Annotated in this window: 20 protein-coding genes; 8 read left to right on the forward strand and 12 right to left on the reverse strand. The window is 36.6% G+C overall.

Annotated elements, in window-relative coordinates; translation table 11 throughout:
- Nucleotides 1–134 precede the first annotated feature (134 nt).
- The 5 genes from HY987_RS09175 (at nucleotide 135) to HY987_RS09195 (ending at nucleotide 6,010) form a co-directional block, all read left to right on the forward strand.
- Complete coding sequence (locus HY987_RS09175) at nucleotides 135–350, forward strand: TRAM domain-containing protein (RefSeq protein ID WP_008515797.1); 216 nt, start codon at nucleotides 135–137, stop codon at nucleotides 348–350.
- Between the two features lie 437 nt (nucleotides 351–787).
- A complete protein-coding gene (locus HY987_RS09180; protein WP_292757813.1) occupies nucleotides 788–1,489 on the forward strand; it encodes a cobalamin-dependent protein in 702 nt (233 codons plus the stop codon).
- 156 nt (nucleotides 1,490–1,645) lie between these two features.
- A complete protein-coding gene (locus HY987_RS09185; protein WP_292757815.1) occupies nucleotides 1,646–2,764 on the forward strand; it encodes a sensor histidine kinase in 1,119 nt (372 codons plus the stop codon).
- A 61-nt stretch (nucleotides 2,765–2,825) separates the two neighbouring features.
- Nucleotides 2,826–3,395 carry a hypothetical protein gene (locus HY987_RS09190; RefSeq protein WP_292757817.1) on the forward strand — a complete coding sequence of 190 codons (570 nt, stop codon included), beginning with the start codon at nucleotides 2,826–2,828 and terminating at the stop codon, nucleotides 3,393–3,395.
- 329 nt (nucleotides 3,396–3,724) lie between these two features.
- On the forward strand, nucleotides 3,725–6,010 hold the full coding sequence (locus HY987_RS09195; protein WP_292757819.1) for a PAS domain S-box protein: 2,286 nt from the start codon (nucleotides 3,725–3,727) through the stop codon (nucleotides 6,008–6,010).
- A 46-nt stretch (nucleotides 6,011–6,056) separates the two neighbouring features.
- Here the strand turns inward: HY987_RS09195 and HY987_RS09200 are convergent, their stop codons facing one another.
- The 6 genes from HY987_RS09200 to HY987_RS09220 form a co-directional block, all read right to left on the reverse strand.
- A complete protein-coding gene (locus HY987_RS09200; protein WP_292757821.1) occupies nucleotides 6,057–6,401 on the reverse strand; it encodes a DUF488 domain-containing protein in 345 nt (114 codons plus the stop codon).
- Nucleotides 6,402–6,468: 67 nt separating this feature from the next.
- Entirely contained in the window at nucleotides 6,469–6,618 is a 150-nt protein-coding gene (locus tag HY987_RS12760) for a DUF2769 domain-containing protein (RefSeq protein WP_367146887.1), read from the reverse strand.
- Between the two features lie 42 nt (nucleotides 6,619–6,660).
- Nucleotides 6,661–8,685, reverse strand: coding sequence for a cell surface protein (locus HY987_RS09205; protein ID WP_292757823.1), 2,025 nt, complete (start codon nucleotides 8,683–8,685; stop codon nucleotides 6,661–6,663).
- Nucleotides 8,686–8,967: 282 nt separating this feature from the next.
- Nucleotides 8,968–11,019 (reverse strand): hypothetical protein, encoded by a 2,052-nt coding sequence (locus HY987_RS09210; protein ID WP_292757825.1) that lies wholly within the window; start codon nucleotides 11,017–11,019, stop codon nucleotides 8,968–8,970.
- Nucleotides 11,020–11,419: 400 nt separating this feature from the next.
- Nucleotides 11,420–15,145, reverse strand: coding sequence for a hypothetical protein (locus HY987_RS09215; protein WP_292757827.1), 3,726 nt, complete (start codon nucleotides 15,143–15,145; stop codon nucleotides 11,420–11,422).
- 708 nt (nucleotides 15,146–15,853) lie between these two features.
- A complete protein-coding gene (locus HY987_RS09220) occupies nucleotides 15,854–16,414 on the reverse strand; it encodes a TetR/AcrR family transcriptional regulator (RefSeq protein WP_292757829.1) in 561 nt (186 codons plus the stop codon).
- Between the two features lie 443 nt (nucleotides 16,415–16,857).
- Between HY987_RS09220 and HY987_RS09225 the strand changes: the two genes are divergently transcribed.
- Complete coding sequence (locus HY987_RS09225; protein ID WP_292757878.1) at nucleotides 16,858–18,246, forward strand: LytS/YhcK type 5TM receptor domain-containing protein; 1,389 nt, start codon at nucleotides 16,858–16,860, stop codon at nucleotides 18,244–18,246.
- Between the two features lie 64 nt (nucleotides 18,247–18,310).
- On the opposite strand, the gene HY987_RS09230 is transcribed toward HY987_RS09225, so the two are convergent.
- The 4 genes from HY987_RS09230 to HY987_RS09245 all read right to left on the reverse strand — a co-directional run bounded on the left by HY987_RS09230 (nucleotide 18,311) and on the right by HY987_RS09245 (nucleotide 22,096).
- Nucleotides 18,311–18,508, reverse strand: a complete 198-nt coding sequence (locus tag HY987_RS09230; RefSeq protein WP_292757831.1) for a hypothetical protein — start codon at nucleotides 18,506–18,508, stop codon at nucleotides 18,311–18,313.
- 64 nt (nucleotides 18,509–18,572) lie between these two features.
- Complete coding sequence (locus tag HY987_RS09235; protein ID WP_292757833.1) at nucleotides 18,573–18,749, reverse strand: hypothetical protein; 177 nt, start codon at nucleotides 18,747–18,749, stop codon at nucleotides 18,573–18,575.
- Nucleotides 18,750–18,989: 240 nt separating this feature from the next.
- Nucleotides 18,990–21,521, reverse strand: coding sequence for a right-handed parallel beta-helix repeat-containing protein (locus HY987_RS09240; RefSeq protein WP_292757835.1), 2,532 nt, complete (start codon nucleotides 21,519–21,521; stop codon nucleotides 18,990–18,992).
- 179 nt (nucleotides 21,522–21,700) lie between these two features.
- Nucleotides 21,701–22,096: a TIR domain-containing protein gene (locus tag HY987_RS09245; protein WP_292757837.1), complete on the reverse strand. Its 396-nt coding sequence runs from the start codon at nucleotides 22,094–22,096 to the stop codon at nucleotides 21,701–21,703.
- A gap of 210 nt (nucleotides 22,097–22,306) precedes the next feature.
- Here HY987_RS09245 and HY987_RS09250 point away from each other — a divergent pair, with 210 nt between their 5' ends.
- On the forward strand, nucleotides 22,307–23,212 hold the full coding sequence (locus HY987_RS09250; RefSeq protein WP_292757839.1) for a succinylglutamate desuccinylase/aspartoacylase family protein: 906 nt from the start codon (nucleotides 22,307–22,309) through the stop codon (nucleotides 23,210–23,212).
- A 151-nt stretch (nucleotides 23,213–23,363) separates the two neighbouring features.
- On the opposite strand, the gene HY987_RS09255 is transcribed toward HY987_RS09250, so the two are convergent.
- Nucleotides 23,364–23,579 carry a hypothetical protein gene (locus HY987_RS09255; RefSeq protein ID WP_292757841.1) on the reverse strand — a complete coding sequence of 72 codons (216 nt, stop codon included), beginning with the start codon at nucleotides 23,577–23,579 and terminating at the stop codon, nucleotides 23,364–23,366.
- Between the two features lie 318 nt (nucleotides 23,580–23,897).
- On the opposite strand from HY987_RS09255, the gene HY987_RS09260 reads away from it, so the two are divergent.
- Nucleotides 23,898–24,734, forward strand: a complete 837-nt coding sequence (locus HY987_RS09260; protein ID WP_292757843.1) for a carbon-nitrogen hydrolase family protein — start codon at nucleotides 23,898–23,900, stop codon at nucleotides 24,732–24,734.
- A gap of 203 nt (nucleotides 24,735–24,937) precedes the next feature.
- Here HY987_RS09260 and HY987_RS09265 read toward each other — a convergent pair whose 3' ends face one another.
- Entirely contained in the window at nucleotides 24,938–25,516 is a 579-nt protein-coding gene (locus tag HY987_RS09265; RefSeq protein WP_292757845.1) for a HEAT repeat domain-containing protein, read from the reverse strand.
- Nucleotides 25,517–25,537 lie beyond the last annotated feature (21 nt).

A 25,537-nucleotide genomic window follows, 5' to 3' on the forward strand; every position in this document is an offset into this window, starting at 1 on the left:
TTTTTCACAGTTTTCAACAATTTAAACATAAATCGTGGATAAAAAATCAATAAAATAAGTAATTAATAAAATACTTTATATGCTTTCAAAAACAATAGATTATTGCCGAAAGGTAAAAAATTGGAAGTGAAAGTATGTTCGGAAGTAGTAATGATAGAGGAAATTCGTCTCCTATTAATGAAGGCGGAGAATACGATGTGAAGATTGAAGATACTGGTAGGGACGGAGACGGAATTGCCCGTATTGAAGGTTTTGTGGTTTTTGTTTCAGGTGCAAAAGAAGGAGAAGAAGTTAGAATCAGAATTAATTCTGTTCGAAGAAACTTCGCCTTTGCTGAAGTAGTAGACTAAACATCATAAGTGAAAAAGGGATTGTAAAAAACATCCGGTTTGAAAGCCGGTTAATCTTTTCATTTTTCATGAAAATACTTTTATTTTTACTTAAATATGTAAATTCCAGTTGATCTTTTCATTCTAATTTATATCGCTTTAAAATTTTTAGGTAAATCGTGTTAAATTGCTCTTTTTTTAGTATAAATATATAATTAATTATTCTCATGAATCCCCGGAAAGTAACTATTCTGATACTAGGAATATTCATCGACTCTCAGTTCATTCCGTTAATATATAACGAAAAAAATTGAACCACTAAGAATGACTTAAAATGCATTTTTATTTTATTGATGTTGCTTATATAAACCTAAAATGAGAATGAATTTATCTTCATAAAAACAAATATAATTATTAATTATGATGTGATGGTTTTATAAGATATATCTGGGGGAAAAATGACTGTATTTGAAGAGGAATCTGAACCCTTCTTTGAGTTGGCGAAAAATTTTAGGGATGCTTTGCTAAATGTTCAGCGAGATGAAGCAAGCAGGATGATACTCAAAGCTGTGGAGGAAGGTATGGATATTAAAGATATTTATATCCATGTTTTCGAATCATCACAGCATGAAATTGGTCGCCTGTGGCAGAACAATAAGATAACCGTGGCCCAGGAGCACTTCTGTACTGCGGCAACCCAGATGATCATGTCACAACTCTATCCTTACATCTTTAGTACTAATAAAAATGGCCACCGTCTGGTTGCAGCATGTGCTGCTGGAGAAATGCATGAAATGGGGGTGCGAATGGTGGCAGATATATTTGAAATGCAAGGATGGGACACCTACTACTTAGGGGCTAACACCCCCAATGAAAGTATAATACAAACCATAAGTGATCTAAAACCCGATATAATTGCTATATCCGCATCTATTCATTATAACATAGCCGCGGTGAAGGATTTAATAAAATTAATTAGAAAAAATAAGGATATATCTAATACTAATATTATAGTGGGGGGCAGACCATTCCTCCTGTCCCCGGAACTATGGAAGAAGATAGGAGCCGATGGATGCCCACCAAATGCAATAGAAGCACTTTCCCTTGCTGATGAATTGATTTCCTCTAAACAAATGGTGGAGGACTCCCATGTCCACTAATAAATTTAACCCATTAAAAAGGAACTACCACCAATCTCTCCAGGAGCACTGGTATCATTCCAGGATAACCGGGATACCCTAACTGGATGATCAACTACCAGCAGGCTTTGATGGAAGAGGATTAGTTCTTTTTTAAAAAAATAGGAGGATGGGCTTATGGTTCAAAGTACGGTGGAAGCCTTTGGAATGTCTTGTGATTTTGAAGGGGAAATTATTGAAATCTTGTATGATAACTTGGGAGTTGTAAACGGTGATAAAATCGGAAAACCATTTTCCGATCTCCTGGATGGGGGAAGCACTGGCAAAACTTTTGATTTTATAAAAAAAATCCAAAATGAAGATGCTGTTTATAATTGGGAATTTAATTTGATTTGTGAGGGCGAATTAACACCTATTAATGTTTCTGGATTCTTAGTTGACCATAAAATACTCATTTTTGGGGGAAGATCCATTGAAACCGTTCAATTAATGGATGAAATGACTAGAATCAACAATGAACAAACCAACAAACTCCGGGGGGTTATGAAATATTTCGCTGCCTATCTCCGTGAACAGGAATCTAAAGAAAATCAAATATATGCGGAGCTGGGACGTCTTAACAATGAGCTCACCAATGCACAGCGGGAGTTAACTAAAAAGAACATTCAACTTACCAAGTTAAACCAGCAGAAAGAAATGCTCATTAAGGAAGTACACCACCGGGTTAAGAATAATTTAATGATCATCTCCAGCCTGTTAAACCTTCAGTCAAATTACCTGAAAGACGAAGAATCAAAAGAAATCTTCAAAGAAAGCCAGAATCGTGCTAAATCCATGGCTTTAATTCATGAACGCCTTTACCGTTCTATAGATCTAAAAAATATCGACTTCAAGGAATATATAACTACCTTGGCTAATGATCTATACAGGACCTATGTGAAGGATCCAAGCCGAGTCAGTTTACAGATGATCATTGAAGATGTTAATATTGATATTAACTCAGCAATCCCCCTTGGCTTAATCTTAAATGAGTTGATCACCAATTCAATGAAACACGCATTTCCCGATGGCAGAAAAGGTACTGTTTCAATATCCTTTGAGGAAAAGGATGATGAATTCATTTTAAAGGTGAGTGATGATGGAATTGGATTCCCATCTGATCTGGATTATACCAAAACTAATTCACTGGGCATGCAACTGGTAACCAGTTTAACCAGCCAGATAAATGGAAAAATAGAACTGGATAGGGATCATGGAACTAAATTTACATTAACTTTTAAAGAATTGGGCTTATAAAAAATAACTTTAGCTCGATAAGGTTTAACTTTAAGTTTTATTCTTATAATGAGGTGTTTCTATGACGGGACGAAACCAGTACAAAACCTTGGATCAATGGTGGAAAATTGATGATGAACAATTAAAAACATCTGAACATGATGAGTTGCTTATTTGGTTGCTTAAAAAAGAGAATCTGAAAAAGATAATCACTGTAAAAGACCCTGAAGCCATTAATTGGGATTGGGAAAACGTTAAAATTCATGCAGAGGAATATATCATTGCTGAGAATGGTTACAGAGTCGGTGCACCAGATATTATATTCTCCATCCCCCGCCATCCATCTAATGAATGCGAAGCCAATCCCACTAACAAGAACACCTCTCTAAGTTGTGATAGTGATTATACGAAACAAAGGTACAATTCTCATGAGCATTATCAACATTATTCCAGATATTTCATAGAAATCAAACCTGAAATAAAAAACTTCGGAACCACATTAAGACAACTGAAGCTTTATATATCCTATGGATATGAAGGGAGAGCATATCTACTCACCGAAGACCAACGTTTTAAGGAAGAGTTTGAAAACCAGGGAATAAAAATAATAAACCCCCCGAAAATACAAACGAACCTTGAATTCTCAAATTAGTGAGAAATACAACTGAACTCGAATATTTAATGGTTTCACCAACTGCATATTCAAAATATTTTTGAGGAAACACCCCGGTTTATGCCCTGGGCAAAGATATATTTCCCCCAAGTCTGATAAAGCAGCTTAATAACATTAAAAGTCCCAAATCATTAAAAGTAAGAATTTGGAATCATTACGAGTAGTTTGAATAATTTTTGAGCCTAACATCTAATTCCTGATGAAACATATTTATTAATTAGACCTATCATAAAATTAAACAGATTTTATCAAAGAATAGAATATTCGATTGTTATCTGAAACTTATCTTAAAGGTAATTAGTGATAATATGCCTGATCATTTAGATTCTGGGGAAGATTTGAGTATTTACAAGACTATTTTTCAAACTAGTTTAGATGCCATGTTACTTACTAATTCTGATGGTTCTATTCTTGTTGCCAACCATACAGCTGAAGAAATGTTTGGTATGAATCAAGATGAAATAATAGCTGCCGGGAGAGATGGTTTACTTATTCAAGACGAATCTTTACAGTCTGCAATCAAAGAAAGAGCTGAAAAAGGTAGGGTAAAAGCAGAGTTAATCTTCAAACGGAAAGATGGATCTCTTTTTAAGGGGGAAGTGACTTCTACACTTTTCAGAGATGAAGATAGGACTTTAAAGTCAAACATCATTATTAGAGATATTTCTGGCCGTCAAAAATCTGAAGAATCTCTTCAAGAAAGTGAACGAAAATGGAGAACACTATTTGAAGCTCTGCCGGTAGGTGTTTCGGTTCTTGATAAAGATAGAAATGTTATTTATGATAATCCTGCATTAGAAAAAATTTTGGGATTATCCAAAAATGATTTAATGGCAAAAAAATTTGTGAACAGGAAATATATTTATTCTGATAGGAAAGAATTATCATTTGATGAGATTCCCAGTAACAAAGCTTTTAATGAGAAGAAACTAGTTCAAGAAGAAATTGGAGTAATAAAAGAAGATAATTCAATTATTTGGACTATGGTAAGTGCAACTCCCCTCTCATTTTCTGATTGGAGTGTTTTAATAGTTACTTCGGATATTACCTCACGTAAAAATGTTGAAGAAGATTTAAAAAGGCACGCAGCTTTATTAGATGTTTCTTATGAAGCTATTTTCTCTTGGAATTTTGAAGAGGGGATATTATCATGGAATCAGGGTGCTGAAACGTTATACGGATATAATAAAAAAGAATCTATTGGTTTCAACAGCCAGGATTTACTTAAAACCGAATTTCCCCTGGAATTTAATGAATTCCTGGAAAAGCTAAAAAAGGATAAAATATGGTCCGGTGAATTAATCCATACGCGGAAAGATGGCAAAAAAATCATCGTTGAAAGCCGTTTACAGTTAATAGAAGAGAATTCTGGGAAAACAATTGTTATTGAAACAAATCATGATATTACTGGCCGCAAAAAATCAGAAATTAAACTAAAAGAAACATTGGAGAATCTTGAGGATATGGTTGAAGAACGCACCAGAGAACTGTTGTTAGCCAATGATTATAACCGTAATCTGATTGAGACATCATTAGATCCTTTAGTAACCATCGGACCGGATGGTACCATCACTGACGTAAATTTAGCTACAGAAAAAGTAACTGGATATATGCGTGAAGAACTGGTAGGCACTGATTTTGCATATTACTTCACTAATCCTCAAGATGCTAAGGAAGGATATCAACATGTTTTCAAAGAAGGGACTGTAAAGGATTATCCATTAGAGATCAAAAATAAGGATGGTAATTTAACTCCGGTTTTATATAATGCTTCAGTGTATACGGATGAGTTTGGTGAAGTTATTGGGGTTTTTGCTGCTGCACGCGACATCACCGAACGTAAAAAGGCAGAAAAAAACCTCAAGGAATATTGGGAAAGTCTTGAAGAACAAGTTAAACAGCGAACAGAAGAACTTGCAAAATCCAATGCTGATCTAAAACAGTTTGCTTACGTAGCTTCTCATGACCTAAGAGAGCCTTTAAGAATGATTACTACGTTTTTACAGCTATTAGAGCGACGTTATAAAAGTCAGTTAGATGATGATGCCCGAGAGTTCATAGATTTTGCTGTGGATGGTGCTAAACGTCTGGACAAAATGATTATTGATCTGTTGGAATATTCTAGAATAGCCAACAAAGAAATGATGTTCAGTGAAGTTGACTTTGAAGAAGTAATGGATCAGGTTAATTTAAATCTCAACGTCATAATTTATGAGAATAATGCAGAAATAACCCATGACTATTTACCCAAAAATGTCATGGCTGATGAGAATCAGATGATTATACTATTCCAGAATCTCATTGGTAATGCTATCAAGTATCGAAGCAATGAAAAACCAAAAATCCATATATCCGCTCAGAAGGAGCGAAATTTTTTTATTTTTAAGGTGAAAGATAATGGAATAGGTATGGATTCTAAATATCTAGAACGCATTTTCACCATTTTTCAGAGATTACACACTCATAATGAGTATGAAGGTTCTGGAATTGGTTTGTCTATTGCCCAGAGAATTGTGCATCAGCATGGTGGTGAAATCTGGGTTGAATCAGAACCTGGAAAAGGTAGTACATTCTTTTTTACCATTAAGATTTGATTTAACTTACCATAAAATTTGATTTAACTTTTTTTTTAATTATATTCTAATTATTAAGTAATTCTAATAAAACCACAGCATTGTCATGTTTTTCATCCTTGGCTGAGTAAATAAGAGATATATTCCCCAATTTTTCTTCTAATTTTTTGATCTGAATTAATAATTCACTTTTTTCTTTTAGTTCATCCCTGTATTTAGACTGGAATTCTTCCCACCTGTTAGGATCATGTCCAAATGATTTACGAAGTTCACTTGATGGAGCAATTTCCTTTAGCCATAGGTCTATTTTCAGTTTTTCCTTACTCACTCCACGAGGCCACAAACGGTCAATTAATATTCTAAAGCCATCACTTTCCTTAACTTCTTCATAAGCTCTTTTTATTCGGATCATTTAAACCCCGTTTTTTTATTTTTACAACAATTAAATTTTATACAAAAATTAAATTTCAATAAAATGATCAATAAATATCTTTTACTTGGATTCTGCCCCCTTTTTCACAGTAAAATAATCCAACTAAATTGTATTCCATTGCAACGGGGCATCTTACACATTTACATCCCCATTTTACAAATTCACAAGTGGAACGACCTCTTGAACAAATTAATATTTATTTTTAAAAAAAGTTGGGAAAGGGATTTTTATCCCTTTATTATTTTTTCTTGGTGCTTATAAATCCGCCGAGTACCATTAGAATTGCTAGTACTATTCCTGCCAGTGGTATTCCTGTGTTTTGCATTCCTATGGTTTGTGCATTTACCACAGCTGTGGATATTTTTGACGCGCCCAGGATAGTTACCCGGGTCGGCACTGTTTGGTAATCTGCTGCTGTCACTGTGGCGATACCAGGACCTTCATCAGCTCTTAAAATTGCAGTAGCAAGGCCATTAATCCATGGGGCTGTCACAGATTTACTTCCCACATTTCCCAGGTTGGTGGTAAATGTTACATTGGGGCCGCTGAAGAACATGGCTGCATCGGCACTGTGATCACCACCAGCTGAATCCTGGTAAACATCAGCGGTAATGATAGAATTTTCACCGGCATTAATGGTGGAGGGGCTGGCATTAATATTCAAAACCAGCCATGGAGTATAGTTTATAGTTCCGTTTCCTTCGAAGAATTTAGCAGCATCAGGTGAATTGGTACCATACCAGTTGTAGGTGGCAGTGGTGTTGCTGTTTTCCAGAGAGTGGAATAGTTTATCCAGATCATCACGGATGGGTTTTAGGATTGGTTCCAGTTCAGGATGGTTTTTAATGGCATCATCAATGGGCTTAAGCATTTCATCGATACTCGGTCCGAATGATGAGAATTTAAAGTTCTGAATGTAATATTCAAAGTTTGCAATCCGATTGTAGTTAATTGTTCCATTGGGTGAACATATTACAATACCAGTTCCTGAACCATCCCCTTCCAGGTTGTTTCCCGTAACTGTGGTGGTGTTAAAACCAGCAGCTACCAAATACACATCATTAGCTCCGTTTACTCCGATTACTGTATTATGTAACATATTAAGATGTGCCAGGGCAGTGCCTACAATTCCAGCGGCTATACTGGGTGATGTAATATTAGAAACAATGTTATTGGTTAAAGTTGCATTTTTGAATAATCCCAGACCCAACATTCCCACTGCTGCCTTGGCATTACTGATATCGGCAATCCTGTTATTCTCCATTACCAGTTCACCTAAAGCCACAGTAACAATTCCCACTGCCTGTTCATCTGCAGTTATTTGGGATATTGTATTTCCAGAAACCAGTACAGTCCCGTTTCCAATTATAGCAGCTTCAAGCGCATAAACTGAGCTGCCAAAACTTGCATTAAGTTCAGATAAGATATTCCCAGAAATCAGAGCATTAATGCTGCTGGTTATTAATTCCAATCCCATAATAGCGCCGGTGGCGCTGATATTAGTAATTATATTTTTTGATACCACTAAACTGGTGACATTGGCCATTTCTGGATTTCCATCAGCACCTTTACTCTTGCCCACTTGTATTCCAAAAACACTACTACCAGCACCAATTGCACGGATGTTGGATAGGGTGTTTCCAGCAACATTAAAATCAGTTAAACTCCCGTTAATTGAAACTGTAATACCATTTGCTAACTCCCCACCAATTATGTAGGATATGAAGTTTCCAGAAACTGTGAAGAAACCTCTGGAAAGGTTTCCCAGAATACCAGTTTCTGATTGGCCAGAAATAATATTATCCATAACTGTAGTGTTCCCACCAGAAACTGCAATTCCTGTTTTCCCCCCATTAATATCATTATTTTTCACAGTACAATTGTCTGCACTGACATTTACCCCTGTTCCATTATCAGAATTAGTTATTTTAAAACCCTCTATAGTACTTCCACTACCATCCCCACTACTATCATTTACTACTGTAAATCCCGTATTTGTGGATTGTAATTCTACATCATCACCGGTATTGGCTTTTATGGTCAGCTTTTTATTTATTATAACATCTTCAGCGTATGTTCCACTGTGCACATTGATAACATCATCATCCAGGGTGTTTACATTATCAATTGCGGATTGAATAGTAGCGTAGGTAGCTCCACTCCCAACTTCCCATTGGGCTGCAGATGCACTACTATAACCAAAAAACAAAATTGCAATAAGTAATAACGCCTTAAAAGATCTCGCCTTCGCCTTTCTTTTCAAATTTCCACCTTCTAACATCCTAACTTGTTGACATATCTAACTATGTGAATATAATATCATATTACTATTTCCCTTTTCGGTGATGATTGTAAGTAACTACTTATGTAATATGTGCCAATTGAGTTAAATGTGGAATACTTGTTTGATTATCTGTTAATTAAAATAAGAACTATTTTGAGGTTGTATTTGAACATTAGTAGAAGTTAATAGTATTTCTTATCACACTAAAATAAAAAAAGGGGGAAAATTAAAAAGGGGGAAATGGATTTTAATCCCTTTTATTTATTTTTTCCGGGTGCTGATAAATCCACCAATTACCATTAGGATAGCTAGGGCGATTCCTACCAGTGGAAATCCAGTATTTTGCATGTTGACTATTTTGGCATTAATTGTACTGGCTGCGTTTACTGTAGATGGTGTTATGGGCACTGTTAGATACCTGGTTTCCAAGTCCAGGGCTGCAGATGTTAGTGCAGCGCCGGCTGCTTCATCTCCACGCAGTAGGGTTGTGGAAACACCATCTATGGTTAAAGCGGTAGCGATTTTACTACCCACATTTCCGAGATTAGTGGTGAAGGTCACCACAGTCCCGTCAGGTAGATGTCCTAAAGCAGGGTCATGGAATGTTCCATCAGAATCATAGCGGAAGTCTGCTGTTAAAGTTGAAGTACTCCCCTGTGTTATAGTAATGGGGTTGGTGGTGTATCTCATAACCAGCCATGGATCGTAATCTGCGGATGTTCCTGTGATGATCTGGTCAAACTCGGGATTGTTGGAGCCCCACCAATTATATCGTAAATCCGGTACAGATTCTGCATCATTATGTACTGCACCAGGAGAATTATTTACAATACGGTTGAAATTGACTATCATTTCACCAAAATTGCATACTCCACCACCAAGAGGTGCATATTCACCTCCATTGGAGGCTGTAACGGTGTTAAATGCTATGGTGCTGTTACTGATAACAAGAACATTCTCGTTGTAGATACCACCTCCAACAGCAAATTCATCTCCCTCTATAGCTGCCACGGTGTTGTATCCAATGGTGCTTTTGTCAATATACAAATTCCCAGCAAAGGTGTTGGATATTGCTCCACCTCCAATGCGATTTATACCGGATGTGGTGGCTGTGACTGTGTTGTATTGAAGGATGCTGTCATTAATATACAGATTTCCACCATTTTGTATTCCTCCACCATATGCACCCACACCGGCATTGGTGGTAATAATGATGGTGTTGTATTGAATTCTGCTTTTATTAATGGCCATATCGCCATTGCTGAAAATTCCTGCACCATTAGCAATTACATCCTTATCAGCATTGGCTGTGACCGTGTTGTTTTGGATGATGCTGTTGTTGATGATGAGAACATTATCATTGTAGATCCCTCCGCCATCAGCAGACACAATATTAAGTTGTGATGTGGCTGCAGCAATGGCGCAGTTGTTTTGGATGATGGAGTTGTCAATAAGCAGATTTCCACCATTACATATTCCTCCACCAGCAGCAGACACGTTAACACCATCACCCGAGACTGTGGCACAGTTATTTTGGATGATGCAGTTATCAATGGTCATGGTACTATCATCATCATTGTAGATTCCAGCACCAGCTGCAACCACGTCTACAGTTGTACTTGTGGCGGTAGCAGTGTTAAATTCAAGGGTGCTATTATTCAAGGTTAAAATACCTTCCTTGTTGTAGATGGCCCCTCCCTTACCGGCAGTGTTACCCTGGAAGTTGCTGTTGTTGATGGTACAGTTACCAAGGTAATTGAATACTGCTCCTCCTTCGTAGGCCTTGTTACTGTTAAAGGTTGAATCAATGATGGTGGAAGTACCGGTATTGGCTATAACACCTCCATAGGCATGATTAGGTATGTGTGCGGTGTTATCAGTAAAGGTACAGCTTGTAACCTGTAAAGTTCCATACCAGTTCATGATAGCACTTCCAGCATTAGATGCCCGGTTACCGGTGAAAGTACAATTCTCCACTGTTAAATTACCCCGATTTAGAATACTACCTCCATAACTTCCGAAACCGTTTTTTAGTGTAATTTGGAGGATGTTGACAGTTGCCCAATTCTGAATTACAAAGATATGGTTCTGATTTCCTGCGTCGATTATGGTGTTGTCTTGTCCAGATCCAATAATATTTAAGGATTTGTTGACTGTTAATCCATAGTCACCGGTGGTATTATACGTCCCTGATAAGAGGTATATGGTTCCTGTATTGTTATTAGCTGTTTCTAATCCTTTATGGATGGTCTGGTAAGGTTTTATGTCACTACCATCACCATCGGTATCGTTACCGTTGGGTGAAATGAACACGTTATCTGGATCTATAGGATCAGCCGCTGTAACTACTCCAACAGTCAGTGAAATTAAAATAACAAGTGATAAGAGTATTACTATTTTTTTTATATTTTCACCTCCTTTTGTCCACTATCACTAATAATCTCATCAAAATATTGTTAATTTCAAGTATAAATAAAGATGCACACTTTAATCCAATGGAAAAATTTAAATGTAAACCATTATCCCTTAAAAAAAAAGATTGATCAATAATGCTGGATTATCTGTTCATAAAGGGAAAATAGAAAAATATAGGCGTATTATTTCTTCTTTATATGCGTATGAATCGTCTTTACAAATTGATATTATTAAAATTCAATGCTAGATTTATTGAAATTAAAAAATAAAAAAAAGTTGGGAAAAGGGATAAGATCCCTTATTGTTTTTTCCGGGTGCTGATAAATCCGCCGAGTACCATTAGGATAGCTAATACTATTCCTGCGAGTGGTATTCCTGTGTTTTGCATTCCAACTGTGTTACTGGTTACGCTTGCTGCATTTACTGGTGTCACTGCATTTAAACTCAGGGAATTAACTCCCATACTGTTTATACTAAAGGTTTCTGATGCTATTGATGCAGTGAATAGGTAGATTCCGGGTCCTGTAGTCCATCCAGAGATGTAGAGGTATGGATCTCCTACTGTGACGTTGTTGAATGTCCAAGTTATGGTGGTCCCGTTCTGAGTCCAGGTTCCATCACCCTTGATTTCGGATATTACGAATCCTTCGGGTATTGGTATGGTTATGGTAACGTTAGTTGCATCGTCTGGTCCGTTGTTACCCAGTTTGTAGGTTAAGGTGAATGTTTCACCTGGTCTGGGATTGTTTTTGTTGCTGGTTATCTGGATGTATAGGTCTGATTGGGGCACGTAGATTGTTGCATTTGTCTGGTTGGTTGTTCCTATGAGAGTTGCTGTGTTTATGGTGTTTTTCCCTGCAAGTAGAGCTGTTACTTCTCCAGTGAGGTTTAAGGTAGCATTTTCACCTACGTCAAGGTTGAGTGTCCATATTCCTGTTTCAGAGTTGTAGGTTCCTTTAGAAGGAGTTATTGCAACGTTATTGAATCCGGCTGGCATTATGTCTTGTATCTGGATGTTAGTAGCGTCGCTGGGTCCGTTGTTGTGCACGGTTACTGTATAGGTGATTGTGTCTCCTACGTCTGGCCGTGGGTTGTTCACTGTTTTTTCTAGTTCAATGGCAGATTCTTGTTCTACAGTCGTGAATACAGTATCAGAGGTATTATCTGGGTCTGTTATGTGGGTAGATGAGGTTATGCTCACGGTATTGGATAGTATGGTATCTGCTGGTATTGATGATGAGACTGTTCCATTTACAGTTATAATGCATGAACCACCTGCGGGAAGAGTTCCCAGGTTTATGTTCAAATTTCCAGTTCCGGATGTGGGGCCAGAAGCTCCTCCAGAATATTCAGCAGTCCATGAAATATTCGATATGCCCATGGGGAATGTATCAGATATGATAACACCGGTAGCAGTATCGGGTCCATTATTAGTGGCTGTTATGGTGTATGTGATTTGATTTCCGGCAATAACTGTGTTTGGAGCGGTTTTGCTGATGGTTAGGTTGGCTGCGGGTATGATGTTAATATACGCGGCTTCAGTGTCAATGGTTGTGTATCCGTCGGCAGTGGCATTTACTCTAACCGGGTTAAATAAGGGATTAACAGCTCCTTCAATTGCATAGAAGGTGGCAGTCAAAACACCGGCAATTGTGTTACCTGTGAATGAATGGCTAATTACTGAACTATTAAAGCTTCCCCAGAGCACATCCAGGGTTATACTCCCGTCAGGTATATTACCACCAGTTAAAGGACTCCCACTGTTGATGTGGTTGAAATCCCCAGTGATATTTGATGTTTCCCCGTTGTTTATGTTGTTGGGAGTTGTGTTAACGGATAAAATTATCCATGGATCTGATAACACGTCACAACCAGTTTCCATCATAATGAGGTTGTTGATGGTTGATGGATCCGAGTTGGATCCCCACCAGTTCAGCGTGGCATTTAAAGACCCATAGGCAATATATATGGCATTGCCTTCAGATGCAGTGTTATTCACAATCCGGTTGAACTGGATGATGTGGTTGGTGTAATCTCCATCATAGATGTAGAAGGCTCCACCATAATTGCTTGCATAGTTCTCAGTGAACACATTATTTTTAACTGTTACCAGGAAATTGCTCTGGTAGTTCTGACTCATGATGGCTCCTCCACTTCCTGCCGAGTTTTTGGTGAAAGTACAGTTGGTGATATTCATGTTAGCCATGTTACAGATAGCTCCACCACTATAGACTGAGTAACTGTTAGGAACCCAGTTTCCCATGAATACTGTGTTAAAGATGGTTAGATTTCCGTCACTGTAAATTGCTCCCCCATAGAAGTCTGCATAGTTATTGGAGAATGTGCAATTCAGGATATTCAAATCTCCCTGGTTCAGAATAGCTCCGCCAAAACCAAACCCTGTCCCGTTGGTCAAGGTAAGGTTTCCAAGTGTGACACTTACTCCGGAACTTATAAAGAATATTCCGCCATTACCATCTGCATTGATAATAACACCAGTTCCAGAACCTGGTATCCAGGTGTCCTGGAAAATGGTCAGGTCTTTATCAATACTCAATCCACTATCTAATGGGTCTTTGTATTCTCCGTTGGCGATGTGTATTCTGCCATTTGATCTAACTTCGCTTATTGCCTTATTTAATGTGAGGAATGGATAACTTGGACTACCGTTTCCAGTATTGTCGTCTCCTGTGGTGGCAACGTAGATATCATCCCTGTCCATTATTCTTATTGTGGTGTTTACAGTTTGTCCATCAACAGTGGCATTTACGGTTGCAAATCCTGGTGTTAAACCAGCAGTGAAGGTAGTTGTAGCGTTTAAACCATCACTGATAATGTCATTTAATGGGTTTAGAGCTCCTAAACTGTTAACATCAAAAACTACATCAACAGGAGGAACAGCACCTAAGGGGGAAGTGTCATCACCGTTTGAATTGTATTTCAAACTAACACTTACCACGGAACTTTCACCAGTTCCAATTAACTCGGAAGTGGGATTAATGGTAAGTATAATCCATGGATCAGCATATACTGAACCTCCATTGACATAAATCAGGTTAGAGATGGTCATGGGATTGACATTGGAACCCCACCAGTTATTGGTGGCATTCAAAGTGCCCTCACTATTCCAAATGGCAGTACCATAATTTCCAATATTTCCATAGAATCTGTTGAAATGAACTTCAACAACATTGGAAGCACCTACATTATTGTAGATCGCACCACCAAAGTATGCGTAGTTATTAAGGAATGTACAACTGGTTACTTCCAAATTAGCATACATATTTTCAATAACACCACCCAGTGGGGTGTAATAACCGACTCTTCGTCCATTGTTGGTAAAAGTACAGTTAGTAATGTTCATAGAGCCATATATATTATAAATGGCACTATCACTACTTCCATAATTACCAAGGAAGGTGCTGTTAGAAATATTACTGGTACCTTGGAAATTGGATATGGCCCCGCCCCGATCTTCGGCAACGTTACCCTCGAAAGTACAACCAGTAACATCCAACGTACCAAGGAAACTACCAATTGCCCCGCCGTAATGGTATATACCAAGTGTTCTATCGTTAATGAAAGAACAATTGACTACTCTCAAAGTACTCTGATAATTATAGACAGCACCACCACCTTCAAGACTTGATTGGCAATTTGCAGTGTTATTGGTGAAACTACAATTTTCTAAAGTTAAAGTACCCTGATTGTAGATAGCACCACCAGAACCAGTTGTATATCCATTGGTTATGGTTAGATTACAGATGGTAACTGTAATCCCTGGTTGAATATTGAATACCCAACTGTTATCGGTTCCGTTGATTATGGTACCACTCTGGCTTTCACCGGTAATGTTCATATTCTTGTTTATGGTAATGTTGGTGTTGCCAGTTCCAGTGTATTGTCCATCAGCGATTTGTACTATTCCATTAGAGTCTACGGTTCCGGTTGCATTTCCAATAGTGAGTTTGGCATGTTCCCATGAAGAACCATCATTGACATCATCTCCACTGGAACCATTCACATAAATGGTTGCAGCCGAAGCAGAACTAACACAAAAAAGTACTGTTAACCCGATAAACAGTGAAAGAATGAGTATTTTAGTTGTAATTAATTGTTTTCTTATCTTTTCACCTCCTTTATGCCTAATAATCTAAAATAACCAGATATCGTTTAGTTTTAGTAGTTAATAAAGCAGCACTTTTATGATTAAAAGGAAAAATTTATAAATAATAACAAAATTCAAATATCCAACTTAAATTCCTAAAATCGTTTATTCTATTGGTGTAATAGGATTAATATAGAAAAAATAAAGGCTTTTATTATTATTTAAAGACTCCTGAATCCGTTCTACAATAGATACTTTTTATAAGGCAATGGTTTTAGTCATTAAGATTAAAAATAGAAAAAGGGGAAAGGGACCTAAAAATCCCTTATTGTTTTTTTCTGGTGCTGATGAATCCTCCAAATACCATCAAAATAGCTAAGACAATTCCTGCGATTGGAATTCCAGTGTTTTGCATTTCTATGGAATTGCTAGTTGTTATGCCGTTGACTTGTGGAAGAATGTCAATCGAGAACGGACTTTCATCGATACTGTGTTTGAAAAAGTTTTAAAAACATTGGATATATATTTATAATAGTAATTGGCCTTAAATTACAATTCTAAAGACTACAAGTCAAATTAAGACAAAAAACATTTATTTAACAAATTGATGGATTTTTCCAGGGATTATTGGAGGGACAGGGAAAGATTATAGATGAATTTATCTAAAACAACTTCAATGCTTGTATCCTGACGACCATGATACTTACCGAGATCGTACATGTATACAAATGAGAATATGCTAAGAGCAAATGCCATATAATCTATTTTCTGATTAGGAAGATGCTTTTCAATATATTTACCAAAATCATACGACCCTTCCATCAGGAACTGTTCAGATATTTTTCTCTCACTATTGAATCCTAATTTGAAGAATTCAAAGTTATTCCAGATAAAATTTTCCAAATTTTTAACGTAAGTTTCTAAAAAGTCCTTTGGGTCTTCAAATTCTTTATCAACAAATAAAATGGCAGATGCATCTTCATTCAATTTTTTCATGCCACATATCATAACTTGATCAAAAAGATTCTGTTTAGTTTTAAACTTGGTATATAAGGTCATCTCAGTAAAACCTGCTTTGGCTGCTATGATTTTAGTAGTAGCGCCAGCATATCCCTTTTCACTAAACAATTTTAAAGCCGCATCTATAATCTTTTGTTCAGTTTTATCTACCTTACAATCAACCATATTATATAATTAGAATTGCTCTATTAAATAAGTTAATTTAAGCAAATTTTTTCATACAAATTTTTTCATATTTTCATACAAATCCACAATTTAATATAATAAGATCAAGTTTGGGATTGGCTTGTAATAGTCAATACATTAAAAAAGATATTAAACCGTTTTTTAAAAATTCTCTAAAATAATAGGACATATATTCATCAAAAAAGATATATTTACCTTAAATTACAATTCTAAAGACTCCAAGATCGATTTTACAATAGATACTTTTGATAAGTCAATTGTATGAAAATTAATTCAATATTTAATCATAATTCAATATTTATATCATGAAAAAATAAATTATTTTGATGACCTCTTCTAAATCCATTTTGAATCGTATAAAAACTAACATAACCGATGAAAAAAATCGTTATATCGATTATTTGGGAGTTTTATTTGCTTTGATGGCCAGCATATTTGGTTTTCTGGCTTTAGAATATGGGGAAAATTTTGTACCAATTTTTCAAGAGGCAAGTATAGTACTTCTTGAGAAGACCTTTGTAATAGTAGGTATAGCTTATTTAATTACCAAAGCAAGTTTCTTTGGTGAAATACTTGACAAAAAATTCACCAAAAAAAATATATTTTTATTAATTATCATCTTAGGATCTCTTTCCATTTTCGCCAATCATACTGGTGCTGATTATTTAGGTGCTAATGCTAATGTACGAGACCTGGCACCTATGGTGGGTGGTTTAATAGCCGGGCCTTTTGTCGGAGTTAGTGTTGGAATTATTGGGGCAATAGATCGTTTTTTATTAGGAGGACCCACATACATACCCTGCACCATTGCAACCTTTTTAGCAGGTCTTTTTAGTGGTATAATCTACATACTTAACAAGGGTAAATTTGTGGGAGTATTATACGCAGTCATATTTTCAGCTTTCTATGAAATATTCCACATGATTTTAGTTATGATCACTCCCTACGACCTTGCTTTTACAATAGTTAAAGAATTAAGCATACCTGTAATACTTGCAAACTCAATAGGGATGCTGATATTTGCAATATTCATTTCTAATGAGATTAAAGAACGAGTACAAGCAAAGGAAATGGCATTATACCATGAAGAAGCTGAATTATATGAACATGAATTAGAGGTAGCTTGTCAAATCCAGGATAAGTTCTGGAAGCTTCAGACAACCCAAATCAAAGGCATGGAAATGGAAATCATTGATATGTCAATAGACATTCCCCAAAGCCATTTTTACGATGTAATATCTAATAAAATGAATAAAACAAGTTTTGTTGTGGGTCATGTGGATGATAAAACGTTATTATCCTCCTTTATTGGTACACATATTCTGACTGAAGCCAGAAAAAGGATAAAAAATGATATTTCCTTGATTAAAATGACAAAATTCCTTAATTGGTACTTATCAATATATAAACCCTTTAACATTAGGATAAGCTTGTTTAATGCTGAATTTGATCCAAAAACTAAGATTTTAAAATATTTAAACTTAGGGGATACGATCTCCATGGTTTACAAGAGTAATAGTGGAGAAATTGATTTCTCACACAAATTTTCATACTATTTAGGTTCTAAAACCCTCAATAATATTAATGAATTTGAAATTATACTTGAAAAAGATGATTTAATCTTCATACTGTTATTTAAACATACAATGAATCTATCCGAGCAGACTACAATAAAAGATTCAATAGGGAACCTAATAAAAGAAAATAACGAGATGTCCCTTAAGGAATTGAAAATAAAATTCGAAGAGTTTTTAAATTTAAAAGAAGGATATGACTCTCAAATATGCATTTTACTTTTGAAAGTAGATTGAAATTGATATACAAAACAAAATTTTAATACCATAATCATATTTTAATACCATATCAAAAAGAAAATTAAAAAAAAGATTGGGAAAAGGATTCAATATCCCTTCTATTATTTTTTCCAGGTACCAAAAATCCACCGAGTACCATCAGGATAGCTAAAACCATTCCTGCCAGTGGTGTCCCTGTTTTTTGCATTTCAACTGTGTTGGTGGTTGCTGCGTTTACCGGTGGTAGGATGTTAAGTGTTAACCTGCAAGTAAAGTACAAGTAAAATTCAGGGGTACTGTTATTATTAATTGAAAAAAATGAATAAATTTAAAATTATAGATGTTTATCTGTTTGAAGGGACACCAAAGTATGTTCGGTAAGCACCGGCTATTATCCAGATTACTATGGCTAAAACTAATCCATATTTCCAATCATAAAGACCAAATATTCCTCCAATGAAAACTAAAAGCCCTACTGCTCCAATGATATACAAAACAAAATTTTTTTGGTTGTTGTCCATTATTATACATCCCCCTAATTTATCTTTAAGTACTAATATGCTCTTCATTTCATAATATTGTTATGACATTATGATACATTAAAAATGAGTTCGTTGTTCACGTCTAAAGTAGGTTGATGAGCTTCAATATCTATTCTAAAGACTCTGAATAGATTCTACAATGAAACTTAGATAAGTCAATGGTTTACTAATTTGAATTTAAAATAAAAAAGTGGGTAAAAGGGAGAATGATCCCTTTTATTATTTTTTCCGGGTTGCCATTAATCCACTTAGTACACTGAGTATTGCCAAGACTAATGGTGCCAGTGGTGCTCCAGTTGTTTGCATTCCCACTGAGTTACTTGAGGTTGTAGTGGTTGCTGCGTTTACTTGTGGTATTGTATTTAAACTGAAGGAACTAACACCTAGGCTGTTTAAATTGAAGGTGTCTGATGTTATGGATGCGCTAAATAGGAAACTTCCTGCCCATCTGGTCCAGCCTGAAACATACAGATCTGGGTCGCCTACTGTTACATTGGTCATGGTCCAGATGATGTTGTTTCCCACGATAGTCCAGGTTCCATCTCCTTCGATTTTGGATATGACAAATCCGTCTGGTATTGGAATAGTAATAGTTACGTTTAGTGCATCGTCTGGTCCTTTGTTTCCCAGTTTGTATCTTAGGGTGAATGTTTCACCTACTGTGGGATTGTTGTTGTTACTGGTTATCTGGATGTAAAGGTCTGATTTAGGTACGTAGATGGTACAGTTGGTTGTTGAATTATTTGGATATTCGGTGTGGGTTTCATTTACCACGTTGGTGACATTTGTCCCAGCAAAACTGGTTGAATTTACCAGTGCAGTGAGATAATAAGTCACATTCGCACCATTTAACACAACAGCGGATGGCCAGGTAACAGTACGGGTTACAGGATCCCATACACCTCCATCAGTGCAGCTGACAAAGTCTAAACCAACTGGCAGAGTATCAATGACAACCATATTATTGGCAGTGTCTGGTCCATTATTGGTGGTTACAATAGTAAAAATTACTGTCTCACCTACATTAGGTCGATTGATGTTAGCAGTTTTGGTGATGGTGGCAGCTGCATATTGCTTCACCTCTAGATCGGCGGATGCGGTGTCAAATCCTTCATCATCAATAGGTTCCTGTTCTGTTGTGCTGACAGTGCTGGTTATAATGGTGTTACTTGCATTAACTGTTGCTCCAAAAACACACAAGCACACATCACCCATATCCAAAGGTCCTGCGTAAGTTGGATACATGTTAAATGATCCTTGAGCTAAGTATGATTCTTGATTCCAGTTGATTCCGTCAAAAGTATGCCAAACATCACCGGTACCAATCAATTCGCTGGGCCAGTCTTCACGTAATACCAGATATGTGACAGGGTTAGGGCCCATGTTGGTCGCTTTAAACACTACGATTACATGGTCAAGATAGTTTACTGGGCCTGTGATGGGTACAATGTTGTGGTTGTTGTTTATGAATTCATCATAATCAGCGTAGAAAGTATCCAGATCAACATGAGCAGCCAGGATTGATATGCTGGCAGTGACGTTTTGGTCATCAAGGGTTCCATTAACATCCTGAACACCAACATTGGATGCAGTGAATAGTATGGATGCTAATCCTCCAAGAATATTTACTGTAAATGGTGCTGTTAAAGTTCCGAATGGTCCTTTAGTTAAACTGAAAGTAACTGGAATACCATCAGGAATATGGCCCAGAGATGGGTCAAATTCAGTATAGGTAGTTCCATCAGAGCTGTAGTTGTTGAAACTAACTGTAATTAAACTGGTCTGAGTGTTATTGATAATGGTTGGTGTGGCATTAATAGTCATGTAGAGCCATGGATCAGACCACACTGAAGCACCAGGATCAGCAAGTATGAGTTTAGGGATAGTTGATGGATCGGTATTGGAACCCCACCAGTTTAGTGTAGCATTCACAGAACTAGACTGACAGTAAATAGCATTACCACCCGCAGTTGCGGTATTATTGTAGAACCTGTTGTAATGAGCTGAAAGTGTATTATCCTGACTTGCGATAGCTCCGCCACGATCAGTTGCACTGTTATCTGTAAAAGTACAGCCAGTCACAGTAAAAATGCCTCCAGAGTTGACGATAGCGCCCCCTATAGTTGCTTTGTTATTAGAGAATATACAATCAGTCACAATACAAATACCTCCTCCAGATCCAATAGCACCACAATTTTTATATGCTTTATTGCCAGTGAAAGTACAGCCAGTCACCGTACAACTACCCACATTGTAGATAGTACAATAATCTGCTGTGTTATTGGTGAAGTTACAGTCAGTCACTGTTAGGTTACCCCTATTAAAGATAGCACTACCATAATCTCTGTATCCGTTGACTATTGTTAGGTTCATAACGAAGACACTCACATCATTGGGAATTTGGAATATCCAGTTGGTGTTTGTTCCGTTGATTATGGTTCCTGTTTGACTTTGCCCAGTGATGGTCATGTTCTTGTTGATTGTTATGTTGGTGTTGTTTACTCCACTGTATTGTCCGTCCGCGATGTTTATTACTCCATTTGGATCTAAATTGTCTACTCCTTTTTGTATGGTGAGATAAGGATTATCTGCAGTACCAGTTCCTGAAGTATCGTTTCCTGTAGTGTTTACATAGATTTCGTTAGTTGCAGAAACAGTACACACGCAGAAGACTATTACTAAGCTTATAAGCAGTAATGGAATGAAATTTTTTATCCTTTGTATTCTTATTTTTTCACCTCCTTTATGCATGATTAATGTCATTAATACTATTAATTGAAATATTGTTTACATGTTAGTATATAATAAGTATGCACATTCATTGTCAAATAGAAAAATGTAAGTATTTAATTTAAATTTTTAAATATAATTTTAAATCAAAAATAGGGAATTATAATTATCAAATAGTAAAAAAACATACAAAAAAGGTTTTATTCATCTTCTAAAGACTCCTGAATCCTCTCTACAATACACACCCTATTCCATCCCACCACACCTTCAGCAATTTTCTCCAAGTCCCCAGGTACTTCTTCCATACCATAGGGACGAATTAGAATTATGGGTTTTTTTAACTCTTGAGCAATATCAACCTGTTCCTGTATTAGATCATGGTGACGTGAGTAAAGTCCGGTGAGTATAACCACCGCGTCTGCTGGTTCAATTTGTTCCTTTAATTGGTCAGGAGTGTTTTCACCAGGCACACCATGGTCTTCCCATTCAAAGTCCGGAGCTTCGATTAATCTCCGGATAAAGGTAAGATACTCCTCATCTCCCTCTCCATTATGGCTGATAAATAAGTTATAAACTCTTAAATCTTCTTCAAACATAATTATCCCCCAATTGTTATGTAATTGGTTTAAAATATGGTTATAAATCCATTTAATTTTAATGAATTAGTTTAATTTTATTGAATGTAGTTTTATTGAAATAGTTTTAATAAAATTTGGATGGTAAGTATTTTTCTATTTATAGTATCAGACATAAATATAATAGATAATCAGTCACTGATAATTATTAAAATCTATTCGGGGGGTTTAATGAAAAAGAGGCCATCATTACGTCCTAGGAAAAAATCCAGATCGAATAGTCGAAAAATTCTGATGGTCAATAAGAAATTATTGGGGATAGGGGCACTGGTCGTCTTATTTTTATGTGGCTTTATTATAACCAACTATTCTCCCTCTCAAACCACATTACTTGTCAATGGATCAGAAATTAAGAGTTCTTCTAATTATAAAATAATGGTTATAGATAACTCTACCGGGGGAGATGTGTCCAATAATACTGTACTGATGAAGAACATCAACAAAACCCCAATAATAGGTGAGTTGATGGAAGCAGCTAAAAAAGGCACTCCCTTGATTATATTTGGTGATGGTAGCCAACCCAGAGTTATGCTGGTTGCAGGGGTTCACGGGGCAGAATTACCCTCTCAGATCGCTTTAACCAATCTTATCAACCACCTTAATGGAAAACAGATAAACGGAACTGTGTACATCATCCCTTTTGCTATTCCAAACAACACTGCAACCTGCACCCGCCTAAACAACGGGATAGATCCGGATCGAGAGGCTAATAATCCCGGAACTCCCTTAAATAGTATTATCAACGCTTCTGTGAATAGTAATGTTACCATGCTGGTTGATTTTCATTCTGCTCAACCCAATGATATTCCTGGTAAAAATTGCATTATTTACGATCCTAAAAATCCTAAAAGTCTGGAATTAGCCCGTTATATTAGTAATAGAAGTGGATCTCCATTAGTGGATGTTGGACCCTACCCTGGTGTTCTTTCCACAGTAAGCAACCGTAATGGAATCACATCGGTGGTGTGTGAAGTTTTATCGTCCCATAACAGTACGAATCCTGGAAGTGTTGAACTTTCATACCAGTATATGTTGACTTTTTTAGAGTATTCCGGTATTTACAATAACACTGACTGAGAGATCCGGAATAGTTTAAAATTAAATTAAAAGCCCATGAAATTGATAATTAATTATTTAGTTTATTGATAAAAATTAATTAATTTAATAAAAAATAATCAATCTAATTAAAAGAATTTATATTAAAGAATCTAATTAAAAAAATAGAACTTTAATCTGCTTTTAACTCAGCAGTTAATTGTTTCTTTTTATCTTCATCATGAAGCCATGTTTTAACTTCCTTCCAGACAACATTGCATTTATCATCGGCTTTCATCCCCACCACATTCCGAATGGCAAGGTCCACTTCTTTCCGTTCCTTCTTGTCTTCTGGATGTAAATCTGCTTCGTTTAGGACATCTTTCATGTGCCTTAGGTAACAGCTCATATAACATTACTCCTTTGGCGTGTATTATTCGGCCATAGTGCTTCAATTAACTTAAGCCATAACTCTAAACTATAATATAGATGATACTCTTAATAGTTTTAATTGAAAGAAATAATAAATCTCCCAATGGAAATGAGTAAATAATGATTAGTGTCAAATATTAATTATAAGCTTCATTGTTATCATCTATTAATGTTAAATTTGTTTATAGTGGTTTCGGGTAGTAAAAATCATTAATCATTACAATATTTTTCATACGTTAACTTAGAAGTAGTTATAAACAGGATTAGATAGGTATTAATGGGTGAAAATGGTAAAATGAAAGACAATTTCAAAGTAGCACTGTGCCAGATGAAAGTAGTGGAGGATAAGGGTGAGAACATTGCCCGTGCACTGGCCATGATCAGTGAAGCTGCCTCACAATCGGATCTGGTGATATTACCTGAAATGTGGAATTGTCCCTATCAAACCTCCCTTTTCCCAGAGTATGCGGAGGAAATGGAGGACAGTATCACATTAGATGCTGTTTCTGAAGCTGCAAAACAGGGCAGTGTTTATATTGTGGCTGGTTCCATCCCTGAAAAACATAACGGGAAGGTCTACAATTCCAGCTTCATCTTCAACCCTCCTGGTGAGATTATAGGAGTCCACCGTAAAGTTCACCTTTTTGACATTGATGTGCCTGGGGAAATTAGTTTCAAGGAATCAACAACCCTCACTGCCGGTAACCAGATCACAGTAGTGGACACACCCCTATGTAAAATAGGGATCTGTATCTGTTATGATATACGATTCAGCGAATTATTACGCCTGATGGCACTGGAAGGGGCTCAGCTGATAGTTGTACCTGGAGCTTTCAACCTCACCACCGGACCTGCCCACTGGAAACCATTAATCCGGGTTAGGGCTGTGGATAACCAGGTTTTCATGGCTGCTGCCTCACCAGCCAGGGATCCTGATGCTACATATGTGGCTTATGGTCATTCTATGGTTTGCGATCCATGGGGAACAGTTTTAAAAGAGGCGGGAACAGATGAGGAAATAATATACATTCCCATTGACTTAAAAATGATCCCAAAAATTCGGCAGGAGCTTCCCCTCCTTAAAAACCGACGAACTGACCTATACCAATTAAAGAAAAAAAAGATTGATTGAATAATTTTAGCAAAAAATAGGATCATTATGGAATATATATTGGCATGGACCAGCGAAAAATAAAAAAGTTTGTTTAAACTAGGACATTTTAACTTAAGGGACATCTTAACTAAAGAGCATCTTAAACTAAGGGCCAGCTTAACTAAAGGGCAGAGTTTCTAACTAAAATTCTATTTAAATAAAAAAAAACTATGATCCAGAATTTATTTCTGAATCTTTTTTAAGGCCTTATTGCATGCCTTTTTAAATTCTTTATCCCCGGTAGCAGCACGACGGGCTTTTTTAATGGGGTCAATACCCTGTTCATCTCCAATATCACCCAGTGCCTTAACTGCTGCTACCCTTACACCCCAATCTTCATCAGTAAGGGTATCAATAAGTGGGTCCACTGCAGCAGCACTGCCTATCTCGCCCAGTGCCTTGGAGGCGAACTTTCGCACACTCCAATCCTTATCAGAAAGGGATTCCACCAACTGGTCAACCACAGTATCGCTTTTAATGTCCTTAAGGGCCAAAGTGGCGTACCTGCGGATATTCCCCTCATCGTTTTTCAATATGGCAACCAGTGGCTCAATAGCGGGTTCACCAATTTTACCCAGTGATTTAGCGGATGTGAATCTAACTTGAGGATTATCATCTTCCAGTGCAGTGATTAATGGTCCAATAACATCTGGATTGTCTGTTTCACCCAACTTTTCTGCAGATTCTTTTCTTTTTTCAGGATCATCATCTGTTAAATTTTCTAATAATACTTTTAACCCGTTATTATCATCCGTTGACATGTTTATTCCTCCAAGCTTCTC

The sequence above is a fragment of the Methanobacterium sp. genome (assembly GCF_016217785.1).
Lineage (GTDB): Archaea > Methanobacteriota > Methanobacteria > Methanobacteriales > Methanobacteriaceae > Methanobacterium.

What these genes read in the sequence shown, in the direction of transcription:
- HY987_RS09175 (WP_008515797.1), top strand. Translation starts at nt 135, where the DNA reads ATGTTCGGAAGTAGTAATGATAGAGGAAATTCGTCTCCTATTAATGAA.
- HY987_RS09180 (WP_292757813.1), top strand. Translation starts at nt 788, where the DNA reads ATGACTGTATTTGAAGAGGAATCTGAACCCTTCTTTGAGTTGGCGAAA.
- HY987_RS09185 (WP_292757815.1), top strand. Translation starts at nt 1,646, where the DNA reads ATGGTTCAAAGTACGGTGGAAGCCTTTGGAATGTCTTGTGATTTTGAA.
- HY987_RS09190 (WP_292757817.1), top strand. Translation starts at nt 2,826, where the DNA reads ATGACGGGACGAAACCAGTACAAAACCTTGGATCAATGGTGGAAAATT.
- HY987_RS09195 (WP_292757819.1), top strand. Translation starts at nt 3,725, where the DNA reads ATGCCTGATCATTTAGATTCTGGGGAAGATTTGAGTATTTACAAGACT.
- HY987_RS09200 (WP_292757821.1), bottom strand. Translation starts at nt 6,401, where the DNA reads ATGATCCGAATAAAAAGAGCTTATGAAGAAGTTAAGGAAAGTGATGGC.
- HY987_RS09220 (WP_292757829.1), bottom strand. Translation starts at nt 16,414, where the DNA reads ATGGTTGATTGTAAGGTAGATAAAACTGAACAAAAGATTATAGATGCG.
- HY987_RS09225 (WP_292757878.1), top strand. Translation starts at nt 16,858, where the DNA reads ATGGCCAGCATATTTGGTTTTCTGGCTTTAGAATATGGGGAAAATTTT.
- HY987_RS09235 (WP_292757833.1), bottom strand. Translation starts at nt 18,749, where the DNA reads ATGGACAACAACCAAAAAAATTTTGTTTTGTATATCATTGGAGCAGTA.
- HY987_RS09240 (WP_292757835.1), bottom strand. Translation starts at nt 21,521, where the DNA reads ATGCATAAAGGAGGTGAAAAAATAAGAATACAAAGGATAAAAAATTTC.
- HY987_RS09245 (WP_292757837.1), bottom strand. Translation starts at nt 22,096, where the DNA reads ATGTTTGAAGAAGATTTAAGAGTTTATAACTTATTTATCAGCCATAAT.
- HY987_RS09250 (WP_292757839.1), top strand. Translation starts at nt 22,307, where the DNA reads ATGAAAAAGAGGCCATCATTACGTCCTAGGAAAAAATCCAGATCGAAT.
- HY987_RS09255 (WP_292757841.1), bottom strand. Translation starts at nt 23,579, where the DNA reads ATGAGCTGTTACCTAAGGCACATGAAAGATGTCCTAAACGAAGCAGAT.
- HY987_RS09260 (WP_292757843.1), top strand. Translation starts at nt 23,898, where the DNA reads ATGAAAGACAATTTCAAAGTAGCACTGTGCCAGATGAAAGTAGTGGAG.
- HY987_RS09265 (WP_292757845.1), bottom strand. Translation starts at nt 25,516, where the DNA reads ATGTCAACGGATGATAATAACGGGTTAAAAGTATTATTAGAAAATTTA.